We start from the raw sequence: 15,767 nt of genomic DNA, 5'->3' as shown, positions 1-15,767 counted from the left end.
CCTACCCGTCGATTCAACCGATCGGCCAGGGTCTGCGCCAGATCGAGGGTGACACGAACTGCACCGGCACTGCTGATCGGTCAGGGGACCTGCGGGAAATGCTGATAGCCGCGTTGCGCTGGCGTCACGTCGTTGCCCTGGGCATCGCGCACGCTGACGCCCTGCCCGGCCCGCACGCGCCCGAGCACATGCACCGCTTCGCCAGCCTGGGTCAGCGCGGCGAGGTGCGCAGGCGGCAGGGTGAAGGCCAGGACATAGTCGTCGCCACCGCTGAGCGCCGCTTGCAGCGCACCGTCCTGACCGAGCAAAGCGACCAGCGCGGCGGACACCGGCACCTTGGCGAGTTCGATGTCCAGCGCCACCGCCGATGCCTTGGCGATATGCCCGCAGTCGGCCAGCAGCCCGTCGGAGATGTCCAGCGCGGCGCTGGCACGTCCGCGCAGGCGCAAACCCAAGTCGAATTGCGGGGCCGGCGACCAGTACCGCGCCAACAGCGGTGCTGCGATGGCCTCGCCGGCCTGGCGCGTGCCGAGCACCAGGGGCAGCGCACCGGCCGCATCGCCCAACGCGCCGCCGACGCACACTAGGTCGCCCGGCTGCGCGCCACTGCGACGCAGGGCCTGGCCTGCCGGCACGCGGCCGAATACGGTCAGGGTCAGGCTCAGCGGGCCACGCGTGGTGTCGCCGCCGATCAGGCTCAGGCCGCACTGCTCGGCCATGCGTTGCAGGCCTTCGGCATAGCCTTTGAGCCATGCCGCGCCGACGTTGGGCAGGGTCAGCGCCAGGGTGAAGGCCACGGGCTGCGCGCCCATGGCCGCCAGGTCGCTGGCCGCGACGGCCAGCGAGCGCTGGCCGAGAAGAAAGGGGTCGCATGCCGCAGGAAAATGCACGCCGGCAACCAGGGTGTCGGTGGACACCGCCAGCTGTTCGCCCGGCGGCAGGTCGAGCAGCGCGCAGTCGTCACCGATGCCCAGGGCCACGCCCTCGCCGCCTTGCGCACAAGGCGCAGCGGCGAAGTAATGGTTGATCAGCTCGAACTCACCCATGGCACGCCGGCGCCAGGATCAGCGCTTGTTGGCCTTGACTTCGGCTTCGCGCAGGCTGGGTGCCAGCTTGTCGAGCACGCCGTTGACGAACTTGTGACCGTCGGTGGCGCCGAAGACCTTGGCCAGCTCCACGCCTTCGTTGATCACCACACGGTATGGCACGTCGACGCGCTTGATGAACTCCCAGGTGGACAAGCGCAGCACGGCCAGTTCGACCGGGTCGAGCTCTTCCAGCGACAGGTCCAGGCAAGGCGCCAGGGCTTGGTCGATCTCGTCGCGGATCGCCGGAACCCCGTGCAGGATCTCGCGGAAGTAGGCGCCGTCGATGTCGGTGAACTCGTTGTCGACGCGGAACTGCGCTTCGATTTCGTTCAGCGAGTGCTTGGCCATGTGCCACTGGTACAGCGCCTGGGTCGCGAGCTTGCGGGCTTCACGGCGCTTGCTGCTCTTGGAGGGCTTGCCGGCATCGGCAGGCTGCGGATCGCGCGGGTTGAAACGATCGCTCTCGTCGCTAATCACTTGGCCTCCAGCTGCGCCAGCAGACTCACCATTTCCAGGGCCGAAAGGGCCGCTTCGGCGCCTTTGTTGCCGGCTTTGGTGCCGGAACGCTCGATGGCTTGCTCGATCGAATCGACGGTCAACACGCCGAAGGCGACCGGTACGCCGAACTCCATCGAAACCTGGGCCAGGCCCTTGGTGCATTCGCCAGCGACGTATTCGAAGTGCGGGGTGCCGCCACGGATCACGGCGCCCAGGGCGATGATGGCGTCGTACTCGCCCTGCTGGGCGACCTTCTGCGCCACCAGCGGGATTTCGAAGGCGCCAGGTGCGCGGATGAGGGTGATGTCGCTCTCGCTCACACCGTGGCGAACCAGGGCGTCGACGGCGCCGCTGACCAGGCTTTCGACGACGAAGCTGTTGAAGCGGCCAACCACCAAGGCAAAGCGACCTTTGGGGGCGATGAAAGTACCTTCGATGGTCTTCAGGTTCATTCCGGGAATCTCATATTCAATAGCGAGGCCGCACAGGGGCGGCCTCGGCAGGGTTCGGACTCGAGCGTCAGGCCGTTGGCGGCACCTGGCATCACTCGGAGGGCACGTATTCTACAACTTCCAGATCGAATCCGGATATCGCATTGAACTTCAGCGGCGAACTCATCAGGCGCATCTTGCGCACGCCAAGGTCGCGCAGGATCTGCGAACCGGCGCCGACGGTGCTGTAGGTGGTCGGCGCCTTGAGCTGCGCTTCGCCCGCCGCTTCGCGGATGTGCGCCAGCAGCAGGTCGCCGTCCAGCGGATGTCCGAGCAGCAGCACCACGCCGCTGCCGGCCTCGGCCACTGCGCCCATGGCCGCGCGCAGGCTCCAGCGCCCGGGGCTCTTGACCAGCAGCAGGTCGCGCAGCGGGTCCATGTTGTGCACGCGCACCAGGGTCGGCTCCTCGGCGCGGATCTCGCCCAGGGTCAGGGCCATGTGCACGTCGCCTTCGACCGCGTCGCGGTAGGTGACCAGGTTGAACGCGCCCAGCTCGGTGTCCATCACCTGTTCGGCGACGCGCTGCACGGTGCGCTCGTGGATCATGCGGTAGTGGATCAGGTCGGCGATGGTGCCGATCTTGATGTTGTGCTCGGCGGCGAACAACTCGAGCTCGGCGCGACGGGACATGGTGCCGTCGTCGTTCATCACTTCGCAGATCACCCCGCTCGGCTCGAAGCCGGCCATGCGCGCCAGGTCGCAGGCGGCTTCGGTATGCCCGGCGCGGGCCAGGGTGCCGCCGGGCTGGGCCATCAGCGGAAAGATGTGCCCGGGGCTGACGATGTCGTCGGCCTTGGCGTCGCGGGCGGCCGCAGCCTGCACGGTACGCGCCCGGTCGGCGGCGGAGATGCCGGTGGTGACGCCCTCGGCGGCCTCGATCGACACGGTGAACTTGGTGCCGAAGCCCGAGCCGTTGCGCGGCGCCATCAGCGGCAGCCTGAGGGTTTCGCAGCGCTCGCGGGTCATCGGCATGCAGATCAGGCCGCGGGCATGCTTGGCCATGAAGTTGATGTGCTCGGCCTGGCAGCACTCGGCCGCCATGATGATGTCGCCTTCGTTCTCGCGGTCTTCGTCATCCATGAGGATGACCATTTTGCCCTGGCGGATGTCCTCGACCAGTTCTTCGATGCTGTTGAGCGCCACGCGGCACCCCCTTCTCAATTCATTCAGGATTTCAAGAAGCCGTTGGCGGCCAGGAAGCTTTCGGTGATGCCACTGCCCTTGTGCGGCTCGGCCGCCTTGTCGCCCAGCAGCAGGCGCTCCAGGTAACGGGCCAGCAGGTCGACCTCGAGGTTGATCCGACGCCCTGCGCGGTAGTCGGCCATGATGGTTTCGGACAGGGTGTGCGGGACGATGGTCAGCTCGAACTCGGCGCCATCGACCTCGTTGACCGTCAGGCTGGTGCCGTCGACGGTGATCGAGCCCTTGTGGGCGATGTATTTGGCCAGTTCCTTGGGCGCACGTACGCGGAACTGGATGGCGCGAGCGTTATCGCTGCGCGAGACGATCTCGCCGACGCCGTCGACGTGGCCGCTGACCAGGTGTCCACCCAGGCGGGTGGTGGGCGTCAGGGCCTTTTCGAGGTTGACGCGGCTGCCGGTCTTGAGGTCGACGAATGCGGTGCAGTCGAGGGTTTCGCGGCTGACGTCGGCCCAGAAGCCGTCACCCGGCAGTTCCACGGCGGTCAGGCACACGCCGTTGACCGCGATGCTGTCGCCGAGCTTGACGTCGCCCAGGTCGAGCTTGCCGGTCTGCACGTAGACCCGCACGTCACCGCCTTTCGGGGTCAGGCTGCGGATGGTGCCGATCGATTCGATGATGCCGGTGAACATGGTGTCCTCCTCGGGAACGGGGCTGCACGGGGCAAGTCGGGCATTATACGTCGCTGGCGAGCTGCGGCACGGCGGTGACGCACCAGTCGTCGCCCACTGCGCGCATGCCGGTGATTTTCAGCCGTGGTGCCTCGGCCATGGTGTTCAACGGCCAGTCCAGCAAGGGTCGGGCGCTGGAGCCTAGGAAGGTGGCGGCGACGAACAGGCGATATTCGTCGATCAGGCCGAGCTGGGCGAAGGCACCGACCAGGCGCGGACCGGCTTCGAGCAGCACGTCGTTGACCCCGCGCGCGGCGAGCGCCGGCAGCACGGCGGCCAACTCGACCCGGCCGTCCTGGCCCGGCAGGCGCAGCAGTTCATGGCCAGCGGCGGCATAGCGCGGGTCGTCTTCGCCAGCGGTGACGACCAGGGCCGGCCCGGCCTGGAAGAACGGCGCCTCCAGCGGCAGGCGCAGCCGCCCGTCGATCAGCACGCGCAGGGGCGGCCTCGATTCGGCCAGGGCCGTGAGTTCGGGAGCCAAGCCCAGTTCGGCACCACGCACGGTCATCCGCGCGCCGTCGGCCAGTACGCTCTGCGCGCTGCTGAGCACCACGCTGGAACGCGCGCGCAGGCGCTGTACTTCGGCACGCGCGGCGGGGCCGGTGATCCATTGGCTTTCGCCGCTGGCCATGGCGGTGCGCCCGTCCAGACTCATGGCCAGCTTGGCGCGCACGTAGGGCAGGCCGTGTTCCATGCGCTTGAGAAAGCCCAGGTTGAGCGCCCGCGCTTCGCTTTCCAGCACGCCGCTGGCGACGTCGATGCCGACCGCGGCCAGACGCGCCAGACCACGGCCGGCCACTTGTGGGTTGGGGTCTTGCATGGCCGCGACCACACGCGCCACCCCTGCCTGCACCAGCGCCTCGGCGCAGGGCGGCGTGCGCCCATGGTGGCTGCAGGGTTCGAGGGTGACGTAGGCGCAGGCACCATGGGCCTTGTCGCCGGCTTGGCGCAACGCATGCACTTCGGCATGCGGCTCGCCGGCACGCACGTGCCAGCCTTCGCCGACCACCTCGCCATCGCGCACGATCACGCAGCCCACACGGGGGTTGGGGTGGGTGCTGTACAGGCCTTTGCGGGCAAGTTCCAGGGCACGCGCCATGTACTGGGCGTCGAGAGCGGGAGTCTGGCTGGGCATGCTCACTCTTTGGCGGGTTCGCGGGCCAGGCGGTCGAGTTCTTCGCGGAACTCGTCCAGGTCCTGGAAACGGCGGTAGACGGAGGCGAAGCGGATGTAGGCGACTTCGTCGAGCTTGCGCAGCTCGGCCATCACCAGTTCGCCGACCACCAGCGATTTCACCTCGCGCTCGCCAGTGGCGCGCAGCCTGTGCTTGATATGGGCCAGCGCCGCCTCCAGCCGCTCGACGCTCACCGGGCGTTTTTCCAGGGCGCGCTGCACGCCGGCGCGCAGTTTGTCTTCGTCGAAGGGCTGGCGGGTGCCGTCCTGCTTGATCAGTCGCGGCAGGACCAGTTCGGCGGTTTCGAAGGTGGTGAAACGCTCGCCGCAGGCCAGGCATTCGCGGCGACGGCGCACTTGCTCACCCTCGGCGACCAGACGCGAATCGATGACCTTGGTGTCGTTGGCACCGCAAAAGGGACAGTGCATGGTGGCAGGCAACAGAAAAAAGGGGGTCTCATGGTAGCGCATCCCACTGGCAAGACAAGCCAAAGGGTTTACCATCAGGCAAATCTGCCTCCTGAAGGATTTCCCCATGCACCCTCGTGCGCTCATCGTGCTGTGCTGCGCCGCCTTGCTCGCTGCGTGCGGCAGCGACAAACCCAAGCCTGTCCAGGCGCCGGCCACGCCCCCGGCGAAAGTCACGCAAAAGCTGCCCGAAGCGCTCGGCCCACTGCCCAGCTACCAGCGCGAGCTCAGTGGCTCGCTGATGGACATTCCACGCGGCGCCGAAGTCGAGCTGGCCTTGCTGGTGATCGACGAGAAAGGCCGCCCGCAGCGCTTGCTGGCCAACAGCACCCTGACCGGCACCGGCCTGCCCATGCCGTACCAGTTGCGCTTCAACCCCGAAGCCTTCCCCGCCAATGCGCGGGTCGAGCTGCGCGGCCGCGCCAGCCAGTCGGGGCAGTTGATCCTGCACATGGCGTCCTTGCGCATCACCCAGGCCCAGACCCAGGCCACCGGCCCGCTGCGCTTCGAGAAGGCGCCGTAATTTGCCGGTGCAGGCGCTGCAAGACGCCTTGAGCGCATTGATCGGCGAAGCGCGCCTGTGGGCCGCGCCCTTGCCGGACACCGACTTGCGCCTGTGGCTGCTCGACGAACGCAACATGGACCGCGCCTTCAGCCCCGACGAAACGCGGCGCATCCTCGAAGAGCCACCCTACTGGAGCTTCTGCTGGGCCAGCGGCCTGGCCCTGGCCCGCTACTTGGCGGCCGAGCCGCACTGGGTACGCGGCAAGCGCGTGCTGGACTTCGGCGCCGGCTCCGGTATCGCCGGCATCGCCGCGGCTCGTGCCGGCGCCAGTGAGGTGGTGGCCTGCGACCTCGATCCGCTGGCCTTGCAGGCCTGCCGCGCCAACGCCCGGCTCAACGACGTGAGCCTGGGCTATAGCGACGATTTTTTCGCCGAAGCCGACCGCTTCGACCTGATCCTGGTGGCCGACGTGCTCTACGATCGCGCCAACCTGCCGCTGCTCGACCAGTTCCTCAGCCGCGGGCGCCAGGCGCTGGTCGCCGACTCGCGGGTACGCGACTTCGACCACCCGCTATACCGCCCCCTCGGGGTGCTGCACGCCTTGACCCTGCCCGACCTGGCCGAGCCCCACGAATTCCGCCGGGTCAGCCTGTACCACGCGACGCGCCAGCCTTTATAGTGGCGCCACACCGCCTTGCGAGAACCATGATGAGCGCTACCGACACGCCGTACATCTTCGATGCCACCGATGCCGACTTTCAGCAGTCGGTGATCGAGAACTCCTTTCACAAACCGGTACTGGTGGACTTCTGGGCCGAGTGGTGCGCACCGTGCAAGGCACTGATGCCGATGCTGGCGAAGATCGCCGAGGAGTATCAGGGCGAACTGCTGCTGGCCAAGGTCAACTGCGACGTCGAGCAGCAGATCGTCGCCCAGTTCGGTATCCGCAGCCTGCCGACCGTGGTGCTGTTCAAGGATGGCCAGCCGGTTGACGGCTTCGCCGGCGCGCAACCGGAGTCGGCCGTTCGCGCCTTGCTCGAGCCGCATGTGCAATTACCCGCACCCGCCTCGGCGTCCCCGCTCGAACAGGCCGAGGCGTTGTTCGCCGAGAGCCGCTTCGGCGAGGCCGAAGCGCTACTCAAGCAAGTGCTGACCGAAGACAACGGCAATGCCGCGGCGCTGATCCTCTATGCGCGCTGCCTGGCAGAGCGCGGTGAGCTGGGCGAGGCCGAGGCGGTACTCGACGCGGTCAAGTCCGACGAGCACAAGGCCGCCCTGGCCGGCGCCAAGGCGCAACTGACCTTCCTGCGCCAGGCCGCCAGCCTGCCGGAAGCCGCCGAACTGAAAAGCCGCCTGGCGCAGAGCCCGGACGACGACGAAGCAGCCTATCAGCTGTGCATCCAGCAGTTGGCGCGCCAGCAGTACGAGGCGGCGCTCGATGGTCTGCTCAAGCTGTTCCAACGCAACCGCAGCTATGCCGAAGGCTTGCCGCACAAAGCCCTGCTGCAGGTGTTCGAGCTGCTCGGCAACGAGCATCCACTGGTGACGGTGTACCGGCGCAAGCTTTTCGCAGCCATCTACTGAAAGTGCCCAAGGGTGCAGCGACCTTGCAAGGTCAGCTGCAACCAGCACCGCTCAAGCAATGCCCAGGCTCATTGCCTGAGCGATATCGAACAGTGGATAAGGGACGACCAATACACCCCAGATGAATTGGTTGTCCAACTGCCGATAGGCTCTGATGATGCACACCGGATTCGAGCCCCAATGCGACATCACACCCATCGAATTTATGTCGCAGTTCTGGCAGGCCCATATGGTTTCGTTGAGGGGTACGCGCACTTCCCCCTCGGGGCCGGTGAAGCACAGGTTGAACGTTGCGGCGCCGTTGACCATCTCGATCAGGCGAATATAGCCATTGGGTGGACGTCGCAGCACAACGGCCCAGGATGTGAACACCTGGTCATTGAAACGCACCTTGATTTCGTCGACCTCCGATACTGTCCAGAGCGTTGTCCCCACCGTTGACGATTCATCCGTACTCGACCCACGCAGTGGACGAGGCCTGTAGCGACACCGCCATCCGTCGGGATCGATCTTCCCGCCATCCAGCAGGACCCACTCCGGTTCGGAAGTTCCAGGGCTGGAAGCTGTAAACGTGAAGGTCGGGGTCTGTGAAGGCTCGATGACGGTGACGAGCGGCTCAAGGCTGAAGCTTTCGGTTACGGGTTCGGCGCTCTGCGATGGGGAATCCTGTAAAGCGAACTCAGCGACGACGACCGGAGCCTCGTCCCTCACCGTGCAGCCTTGCACCTCGGCCAGAGGCATGAACAAACCCGGTACGGTCTGGAGGTCTTCAGCCGTCAGGGACGCGCTGGGATGCACGGACTGATCGAGCAGCAAGCCGATCGGAGTACCGATAGCACTCGCATAAGGCGGGTAGTCAGGGGCAAAGACGCCGTTACTCAGATCAGAGACCATGGGGTTGAGTACGAGCTTCTTGAAGTCTTTGCTCGGATACACCTTGAAGTCCAGAGGTTTGAGCACGTTGCCACGCTGCATCAGTGAATCTGCAAGTTCGATGAACTGCTCACTTTGGGGCAGGCTTTTGAAGTACAACGCGTAGGGCAACGCCGCCGACGTGTCAGGATTTTTTCCTTCGTCATCATCCCAGAAGAACTGTGGGCGCAACGCCCATCCGTAGATGACCCTCTGACCGTCGTATTGTCCTTGATTTTCGTGGAGGGGTATTTCCAGACAAAGGTCTGTAGCGACTGCCTCATTGAACCGGCGTATTTCAGTGATCAGCCGTGTCGACGCGCCTGGGTATGGATGCAGGTCCACCGTTGCGCCGTCAAGAAACCTGCGCCTGACGACTAGAAAAGCCTGGAACTCCGATCCCGAACGGGTCTGCAATCGCATGTCGCCCAGTGTGCAGTTCACGTACTGGGCACTGGTAGAGGACGTGGCCGTCTCGAACCTTAGCGACCGGGCCGCAAAACCGCCTTCGCGAGACTGAATCGGATGCGCTCGCCAATGACTGTCGAGCACAGCCTTCTCATAACAGACCAGGAACGGCCACCCGTCCAGGGCACTGTCGTGATCGAGCCCTTGCGTGGTCTTGCGTTCGTAGTCTGCCATGTCTGCCACCGTCGAGTATGAGCGTAGAGGGACATACTCATGCAGAGGGTGACGCTCGACCACTGGCAGAAATGTCAGGTCAGGATGGCCGATCAGGTCCGACCCAACGAAACACCGGCGCATCTGCGGCGCTTTCCACCTTGACCTGAGGGCTGTGGCGCAGCCGCACCAGAAGGCGCTTGGCGCCCGCAGCATTACCGACGAGCGCTTCCAGTCGCGCCAACAACACAGGCCCTTCCCACGCACCTGCCTGACGCAATAGATCGCAGGCAGCCGTCCAGTGATCATCGTTCCGGGGTATGGCAGGCCGCGTGCTCGCTTGCACGGTCTCGCCGATCGCTGAAGGCTCTGGCTGACGCCCCAACTGCGCCCATTCCTCCGGCTCGAGTTCAAGGGTCAGGTCTACCGGCCAGTCGCCGATGTGTCCGCGGATTCTCAAAGTGCCTTCCTTGAACCAAGTCATTGATGGCGCCCATGCTCCCACGACATGAAACCTTCGCCAAGCAGGCTGGCGCGAGATCAAAAAGTTGTTATAACATTACTAAATCTTTCCGCACCCGCTTCGGAGTCGTCCATGCGTCGTCTGCTGCTCGCCCTGCCTTTCGCTCTGCTACCCCTGGCCGTGGCCCACGCCCACGACGAACACGACCACGATCATGCCCATGGCAGCCTCGGTGCCCATGAGCATGGTGTGGCCAAGCTCAATGCCGTATTCGACGGCAATACGCTGGAACTGGAACTGGACAGCCCGGCCATGAACATCGTCGGCTTCGAACATGCGGCCAGCAGCGACGCCGACAAGGCCAAGGTCGCCGCCGCCCGCCAGCAGCTGGAGCAACCGCTGAAGCTGTTCGGCCTGGCGCAAGCGGCCGGTTGCACGGTGGAAGACCAGGAATTGGAAAGCCCACTGTTCGGCGATGCGGCCCATGCCGACGATGACGATGATGGCGACGAGCATGAGCACGGCCACCAGCACGCCGACGTGCACGCACACTACCAGCTCACCTGCGCCACCCCAGCCAAGCTCACCCAGCTCGACCTCGGCCCGCTGTTCAAGACCTTCCCGCAAACCCAGAAGATCAACGTGCAACTGATCGGACCGAACGGCCAGAAAGGCGTGGAAACCGCCCCTGGCAAGGCCGTGGTCGCGTTCTGAATGAGCCAGGCGCTGATCGAACTGAGCGACTTGCGTTTCGCCTGGCCTGGCCAGCCGGCATTGCTGGACATCCCGCACTTCCAGTTGCAGGCCGCTGAGACGCTGTTCCTCAAAGGCCCGAGCGGCAGTGGCAAAACCACTCTGCTGGGCCTGCTCGGCGGCGTCAGCCGGCCGCAGCACGGCAGCGTGCGCCTGCTCGGCCAGGACCTGGGCGAGCTGGGCCAGGGCGCGCGCGATCGCTTCCGGGTCGACCACACCGGCTACATCTTCCAGCAGTTCAACCTGCTGCCGTTCCTCTCGGTGCGGGAAAACGTCGAGCTGCCCTGCCGCTTCTCCGTCAGCCGAGCGCAGCGCGCCAGCCAGCGCCACGGCAGCATCGCCCAGGCCGCAGCAGCGTTGCTGAGCCACCTGGGCCTGGCCGACCCCGCCTTGCAGGCCCGCCGCGCCGACACTCTGTCGATCGGCCAGCAACAGCGTGTGGCGACCGCCCGGGCGCTGATCGGCCAACCGGAGCTGGTGATCGCCGACGAACCCACCTCCGCGCTGGACGCCGACACCCGGGAAAGTTTCCTGCGCCTGTTGTTCGAGGAATGCCGCAGCGCCGGCGCCAGCCTGTTGTTCGTCAGCCATGACCAGAGCCTGGCCACGCTGTTCGACCGCCACCTGTCGCTCGCCGACCTCAACCGCGCCAGCACGCCCCAGGAGGCTTGATGTACCTGCTTCGTCTTGCCCTGGCCAGCCTGGCCAACCGACGCTTCACCGCCCTGCTCACCGCCTTCGCCATCGCCCTGTCGGTATGCCTGCTGCTGGCCGTGGAGCGGGTGCGCACCGAGGCACGCGCCAGCTTCGCCAGCACCATCAGCGGCACCGACCTGATCGTCGGTGCCCGCTCCGGCTCGGTGAACCTGTTGCTGTACTCGGTGTTTCGCATCGGCAACGCCACCAACAACATCCGCTGGGACAGCTTCGAGCACTACGCCAACGACCGGCGGGTGAAGTGGGCCATCCCCATTTCGCTCGGCGACTCGCACCGCGGCTACCGGGTGATGGGCACCAGCGAGGCGTATTTCGAGCACTATCAGTACGGCCACCGCCAGCACCTGCAACTGGCCGATGGCCGCGCCTTCGCCGACGACCCGTTCGAGGTGGTGCTGGGCGCCGAAGTGGCCCAAGCCCTGCACTACACACTGGGCGACCACCTGGTGCTGGCCCACGGCATCGCCGCGGTCAGCCTGGTCAAGCACGACGACAAACCCTTCACCGTGGTCGGCATCCTCAAACGCACCGGCACCCCGGTCGACCGCACCCTGCACATCAGCCTGGCCGGCATGGAAGCGATCCACGTCGATTGGCATAACGGCGTGCCCGCGCGCGGCGCCGGTCGAGTCAGCGCCGAGCAGGCACGTGGCATGGACTTGCAGCCCACGGCCATCACGGCGTTCATGCTGGGGCTGAACAACAAGATCGCCACCTTCAGCCTGCAACGGGAGATCAACGAATTCCGTAGCGAGCCGTTGCTGGCGATTCTGCCGGGGGTGGCGTTGCAGGAGCTGTGGAGCCTGATGGGCACGGCCGAGCAGGCGCTGTTCGTCGTATCCCTGTTCGTGGTGCTGACCGGGCTGATCGGCATGCTGACCGCCATCCTCACCAGCCTCAACGAGCGCCGCCGGGAAATGGCGATCCTGCGCTCGGTGGGCGCGCGGCCGTGGCACGTGGCGGGCCTGCTGGTACTCGAGGCGCTGGCCCTGGCCGTGGCGGGCATCGTTGCCGGGCTCGGCCTGTTGTACGCGGCCATCGCCTTGGCCCAGGGTTACGTGCAGGCCAATTACGGTCTTTACCTGCCACTGGCCTGGCCCAGCGCGCACGAGTGGAGCCTGCTGGCGATCATCCTCGGCGCCGCGCTGCTGATGGGCAGCGTGCCGGCCTGGCGCGCCTACCGGCAGTCGCTGGCCGACGGCCTGTCGATCCACCTATGAGTCCGTCGACTTCTGCGCGCGTCAGGCGCTACGGTCCTTTGCGGCTGTCGGCCGGGCGTCTGTGCCTGCTTCTGCTGGTGCTGCTCGCCAGTCTGGCCTGGGCAGGCGAGCCCCGCGAGCTGGACTGGCCGGCGCTGATTCCCGAAGGCGCGCCGGTGATCGAGCCGCAACTGGCGCCGCTGCACGATCTGTCGCAGCTGAGCGATGCGCTGTCGGCCGAATCGGCGCCCGCCGCCCAGCAACCGGCACCGGACGCACCGGTGGTGCAAGCGCTCGACGGCCAGGCGATCAAGCTGCCGGGCTACATCGTGCCGCTGGAAGTCAGCGAGGAAGGCCGCACCACCGAATTCCTGCTGGTGCCCTACTACGGCGCGTGCATCCACGTGCCGCCGCCGCCGGCAAACCAGATCGTGCATATCTTCAGCGAGATGGGCGTGCGCGTGGAGGACCTCTACCAGCCCTACTGGATCGAGGGCACGCTCAAGGTCGCCCACTCCACCAGCGAACTGGCAGCGTCGGGCTACCAGATGGAGGCCGAGAAGATCTACGCGTACGAATTGAAGTGAGAAGGTTCCCAGGCACCGCCGTTTCGTTGAGCTGTGTCAAACCTTGGGCTAGAGCCGCTCCGTAACATGGCGCCACTCTTTTCTCACGTCCTTTCGGAGCACCCATGAATAAGTCCTTGCTCGGCGCCTCGCTCGTTGCCCTGGCATTGGCAGCGCCGGTGGCCAACGCCCACCAGGCTGGCGATTTCATCCTGCGCGCCGGCGCCATCACCACCGCGCCCAACGAAGACAGCGGCGAAATCAAGCTCGACGGCGCCCGGGTCTCCGGCACCAAAGCCACCTTGAACAGCGACACCCAACTGGGCCTGGCATTCGCCTACATGCTCACCGACCACGTCGGCGTCGAGCTGCTGGCCGCCACACCTTTCCAGCACACCGTGGGCGTCAAAGGTCTGGGCGCGGGCCTGGACGGCAAGCTGGCCGACATCAAGCAACTGCCACCGACCCTGTCGCTGCAGTACTATCCCATGGAACCCTCCTCGAAGTTCCAGCCCTACGCGGGCGTCGGCGTGAACTACACGCTGTTCTTCGACGAAGAGCTGAGCGGCACGCGCAAGCAGCAGGGCTTCAGCAACATGAAGCTGCAAGACTCCATCGGCCTGGCCGGGCAAGTGGGCATGGACTACATGCTGACCGACAACCTGCTGTTCAACGCCGCCGTCTGGTACGTCGACATCAACACCAAGGCCACCATCGACGGCCCGAGCGCCCTGGGCGTGGGCACCACCAAGGTCAACCTGGAAGTCGATCCTTGGGTGTACATGGTGGGTCTTGGCTACAAGTTCTGACCGCCCCCCTTACAGCACGACGCCCCACCCTGGTCTGCCAGGCGTGGGGCGTCGTCGTTTCGGGCGGCGCGCGTGTCAGGCCTTACCGAGTAGCTGGCGCAGGCCGTCCACCAATGTCGTGGGTCGGTCGAGGGTGAAGCGCTGCAGCAGGCGTGTATTGTCTGCCCGTGAGTGACGGATGTCGCCTGCACGCGCCGTTTGATGGCTGACCGGGGGCAAGCTGCCGATGACTTCTTCGAGCGCTGCCAGCAACCCATTGAGCGACGTAGCCCGATTGAGGCCGATGTTCACTGCCCCCTCCTGCACCGCCGGCTGCATCAGCGCCTGCACCATCACCCGCACCAGGTCGCCGACGTAGAGAAAGTCGCGGGTCTGCTCGCCATCGCCGAACAGCGTGATCGGCTGCTGGTGCTGCGCACACTCGGCGAAGATGCTGATGACTCCGGAATACGGCGAAGACGGATCCTGACGCGGCCCGAAGATGTTGAAAAAGCGCAGAACCACCGGCTCCAGGCCATGCTGGCGGCGATAGAAGTCCAGGTACTGCTCGCTGGCCAGCTTGTCCACGGCATAAGGCGTCAAGGGCGCCTTGGGCGTGTCTTCGCCGATGGCCTGGCCTTCGCCGTTGTTGCCGTACACCGCCGCGCTGGAGGCATACAGCACACGGCGAATACCGTGCACACGCATGGCTTCGCAGACGTTCAGGGTACCGATGAAGTTGCTCTGATGAGTCTGCACCGGATCGTCGACCGACGCCTGCACCGAGGCCACGGCGGCCAGGTGCACCACCGCGGCGCAACCGGCCGCAGCGCGCGACAGCAACGCCGCATCGGCCACGTTGCCCTCGATCACCTCCAGGTGCGGGTGCTGCACGTGCAGGTTGCTGCGCTTGCCGGTGGAGAAGTCGTCGAGCACGCGCACGCGATGGCCGCCTTCGAGCAAGGCGTCGCACAGGTGCGAGCCGATGAAGCCGGCCCCGCCGGTAATCAGAATGGGGGCATCAGACATTTCGGTAGAAGCGCTCCAGTAGAGGTGGCAGACCGGAGCGCCAGGCGCGCGGTTTGATGCCGAAGGTGTGCAGAATCTTCTTGCAGGCCAGCACCGCGTTCTGCGGCTCTTCGCTGGCGTCGGCACTGGCGGCGTGGGCTTGGGCGGTGGGCGCCTGCACGGCGAGCGGGTGGCGCTGCGCGGCCTCGGCAAGAATCGCCTGGCCGAGCACCAGCGGTGTGGTGGCTTCATTGCCGGCGTAGTGGTAGGTGCCCCACAGCGGCGATGCGCAATCGAGCTGCTTGAGCACCGAAAGGATCACTCGCGCCGCGTCGTCTACGGGGGTGGGATTGCCGCGGCGGTCGTCGGCCAGGAACAATTCGCGGTGTTGCTCGGCGCGTGTCAGAAAACGCCCCAGCAGGCCATCGACACTTTCGTCCAGCAACCAGCCGAAGCGCAGCAGCACGTGCTGCGGGCAAGCGGCGCGCACGCTCTGCTCGATGCGCCACAGCGCCTGGCCACGCTGGCCCAGGGGGACGGGGTCGTCCTTTTCGCTGTAGGCCGTGGCGCGCGAGCCGTCGAACACCCGGTAGCTGGAAGGTTGCACCAGCGTGATCTGATGGTGCTGGCACAGTTGCGCCAGGCGCTCCACACCCCGCTCCTGCTGCGCCAGGCGTTCGTCGCTGACGGTCTCGGCCTGGAACCAGTCGAAGTAGTAGGCCAGGTTGACCAGCGCGTCGGGGCGGTGGTCGTCGAGCAGTTGCGTCAGGCTGGCGGCATCCCAGCCCTGATCCGGTGGACGCGGCGCCAGGAACCCGATGTTGTCCTCGGCTCCGAGGCGAATCAACGCTTGCCCAAGGGCATTGCCACCACCCAACAGCATCAAGCGCATTCGCATAGAGTCAACAGATCCGAACAGATGAAAGGAAAGCGAACATTGTGAGGTGTCCATCCAGGGAAGTACAACCCCCGGTGCCGGCGATTGCCGTCACGATCAAGGTCGATGCCCACCGCTGCTGGAAATTGCGTCTACCGCCTACCGCATGAGCTCCAATGTTCGA

Annotated in this window: 19 protein-coding genes; 8 read left to right on the top strand and 11 right to left on the bottom strand. The window is 65.9% G+C overall.

Translation table 11 applies throughout. The features are described 5' to 3' along the window. Positions 1 to 80: 80 nt before the first annotated feature. The 7 genes from thiL to nrdR all read right to left on the bottom strand — a co-directional run bounded on the left by thiL (position 81) and on the right by nrdR (position 5,551). The gene (gene thiL, locus AA0Z93_RS09595) at positions 81 to 1,046 is read right to left on the bottom strand and encodes a thiamine-phosphate kinase (protein WP_413045538.1); all 966 of its coding nucleotides are present in this window, start codon (positions 1,044 to 1,046) and stop codon (positions 81 to 83) included. A gap of 18 nt (positions 1,047 to 1,064) precedes the next feature. Further along, positions 1,065 to 1,565 carry a transcription antitermination factor NusB gene (gene nusB / locus AA0Z93_RS09590; RefSeq protein ID WP_296269235.1) on the bottom strand — a complete coding sequence of 167 codons (501 nt, stop codon included), beginning with the start codon at positions 1,563 to 1,565 and terminating at the stop codon, positions 1,065 to 1,067. Further along, on the bottom strand, positions 1,562 to 2,038 hold the full coding sequence (ribE, locus tag AA0Z93_RS09585) for a 6,7-dimethyl-8-ribityllumazine synthase (protein ID WP_413045539.1): 477 nt from the start codon (positions 2,036 to 2,038) through the stop codon (positions 1,562 to 1,564). Before ribE ends, nusB begins: the two co-directional genes overlap by 4 nt. A gap of 91 nt (positions 2,039 to 2,129) precedes the next feature. Then, a complete protein-coding gene (gene ribBA, locus AA0Z93_RS09580) occupies positions 2,130 to 3,221 on the bottom strand; it encodes a bifunctional 3,4-dihydroxy-2-butanone-4-phosphate synthase/GTP cyclohydrolase II (protein WP_413045540.1) in 1,092 nt (363 codons plus the stop codon). A gap of 23 nt (positions 3,222 to 3,244) precedes the next feature. Then, the gene (locus AA0Z93_RS09575; RefSeq protein ID WP_413045541.1) at positions 3,245 to 3,910 is read right to left on the bottom strand and encodes a riboflavin synthase; all 666 of its coding nucleotides are present in this window, start codon (positions 3,908 to 3,910) and stop codon (positions 3,245 to 3,247) included. Positions 3,911 to 3,953: 43 nt separating this feature from the next. Continuing rightward, positions 3,954 to 5,084, bottom strand: a complete 1,131-nt coding sequence (ribD, locus tag AA0Z93_RS09570; protein WP_413045542.1) for a bifunctional diaminohydroxyphosphoribosylaminopyrimidine deaminase/5-amino-6-(5-phosphoribosylamino)uracil reductase RibD — start codon at positions 5,082 to 5,084, stop codon at positions 3,954 to 3,956. Between the two features lie 2 nt (positions 5,085 to 5,086). Beyond that, positions 5,087 to 5,551 (bottom strand): transcriptional regulator NrdR, encoded by a 465-nt coding sequence (gene nrdR / locus AA0Z93_RS09565; protein ID WP_413045543.1) that lies wholly within the window; start codon positions 5,549 to 5,551, stop codon positions 5,087 to 5,089. A 106-nt stretch (positions 5,552 to 5,657) separates the two neighbouring features. On the opposite strand from nrdR, the gene AA0Z93_RS09560 reads away from it, so the two are divergent. Genes AA0Z93_RS09560 through trxA form a run of 3 tightly spaced genes read left to right on the top strand, consistent with a single transcriptional unit; the run spans position 5,658 to position 7,679 of the window. Beyond that, positions 5,658 to 6,113 carry a YbaY family lipoprotein gene (locus AA0Z93_RS09560; protein ID WP_413045544.1) on the top strand — a complete coding sequence of 152 codons (456 nt, stop codon included), beginning with the start codon at positions 5,658 to 5,660 and terminating at the stop codon, positions 6,111 to 6,113. A 1-nt stretch (position 6,114) separates the two neighbouring features. Continuing rightward, positions 6,115 to 6,774: a class I SAM-dependent methyltransferase gene (locus tag AA0Z93_RS09555; RefSeq protein WP_413045545.1), complete on the top strand. Its 660-nt coding sequence runs from the start codon at positions 6,115 to 6,117 to the stop codon at positions 6,772 to 6,774. Between the two features lie 29 nt (positions 6,775 to 6,803). Beyond that, on the top strand, positions 6,804 to 7,679 hold the full coding sequence (gene trxA / locus AA0Z93_RS09550; protein WP_413045546.1) for a thioredoxin: 876 nt from the start codon (positions 6,804 to 6,806) through the stop codon (positions 7,677 to 7,679). A gap of 51 nt (positions 7,680 to 7,730) precedes the next feature. On the opposite strand, the gene AA0Z93_RS09545 is transcribed toward trxA, so the two are convergent. Next, positions 7,731 to 9,233, bottom strand: coding sequence for a hypothetical protein (locus AA0Z93_RS09545; RefSeq protein WP_413045547.1), 1,503 nt, complete (start codon positions 9,231 to 9,233; stop codon positions 7,731 to 7,733). A gap of 79 nt (positions 9,234 to 9,312) precedes the next feature. Further along, positions 9,313 to 9,672, bottom strand: coding sequence for a hypothetical protein (locus AA0Z93_RS09540; protein ID WP_413045574.1), 360 nt, complete (start codon positions 9,670 to 9,672; stop codon positions 9,313 to 9,315). A 135-nt stretch (positions 9,673 to 9,807) separates the two neighbouring features. On the opposite strand from AA0Z93_RS09540, the gene AA0Z93_RS09535 reads away from it, so the two are divergent. The 5 genes from AA0Z93_RS09535 (at position 9,808) to AA0Z93_RS09515 (ending at position 13,719) form a co-directional block, all read left to right on the top strand. Next, positions 9,808 to 10,389, top strand: a complete 582-nt coding sequence (locus AA0Z93_RS09535; RefSeq protein ID WP_413045548.1) for a DUF2796 domain-containing protein — start codon at positions 9,808 to 9,810, stop codon at positions 10,387 to 10,389. Further along, positions 10,390 to 11,100 carry an ABC transporter ATP-binding protein gene (locus AA0Z93_RS09530; protein WP_413045549.1) on the top strand — a complete coding sequence of 237 codons (711 nt, stop codon included), beginning with the start codon at positions 10,390 to 10,392 and terminating at the stop codon, positions 11,098 to 11,100. It begins immediately after the preceding gene. Beyond that, a complete protein-coding gene (locus AA0Z93_RS09525) occupies positions 11,100 to 12,365 on the top strand; it encodes an ABC transporter permease (protein ID WP_413045550.1) in 1,266 nt (421 codons plus the stop codon). The genes AA0Z93_RS09530 and AA0Z93_RS09525 overlap by 1 nt, the downstream gene beginning before the upstream one ends. Continuing rightward, entirely contained in the window at positions 12,362 to 12,931 is a 570-nt protein-coding gene (locus AA0Z93_RS09520; RefSeq protein WP_413045551.1) for a DUF3299 domain-containing protein, read from the top strand. Before AA0Z93_RS09525 ends, AA0Z93_RS09520 begins: the two co-directional genes overlap by 4 nt. A 104-nt stretch (positions 12,932 to 13,035) precedes the next feature. Next, positions 13,036 to 13,719 (top strand): OmpW/AlkL family protein, encoded by a 684-nt coding sequence (locus tag AA0Z93_RS09515; RefSeq protein ID WP_296269221.1) that lies wholly within the window; start codon positions 13,036 to 13,038, stop codon positions 13,717 to 13,719. A 75-nt stretch (positions 13,720 to 13,794) separates the two neighbouring features. On the opposite strand, the gene AA0Z93_RS09510 is transcribed toward AA0Z93_RS09515, so the two are convergent. Both AA0Z93_RS09510 and AA0Z93_RS09505 read right to left on the bottom strand, forming a co-directional pair. Beyond that, positions 13,795 to 14,727, bottom strand: a complete 933-nt coding sequence (locus AA0Z93_RS09510) for an NAD-dependent epimerase/dehydratase family protein (protein ID WP_413045552.1) — start codon at positions 14,725 to 14,727, stop codon at positions 13,795 to 13,797. Further along, positions 14,720 to 15,604, bottom strand: coding sequence for a sugar nucleotide-binding protein (locus AA0Z93_RS09505; protein ID WP_413045553.1), 885 nt, complete (start codon positions 15,602 to 15,604; stop codon positions 14,720 to 14,722). The genes AA0Z93_RS09510 and AA0Z93_RS09505 overlap by 8 nt, the downstream gene beginning before the upstream one ends. Positions 15,605 to 15,767 lie beyond the last annotated feature (163 nt).

The organism is Pseudomonas phoenicis, assembly GCF_047302395.1.
Classification (GTDB): Bacteria; Pseudomonadota; Gammaproteobacteria; order Pseudomonadales; family Pseudomonadaceae; genus Aquipseudomonas.
This window is presented reverse-complemented; position numbering and strand designations above follow the sequence as displayed.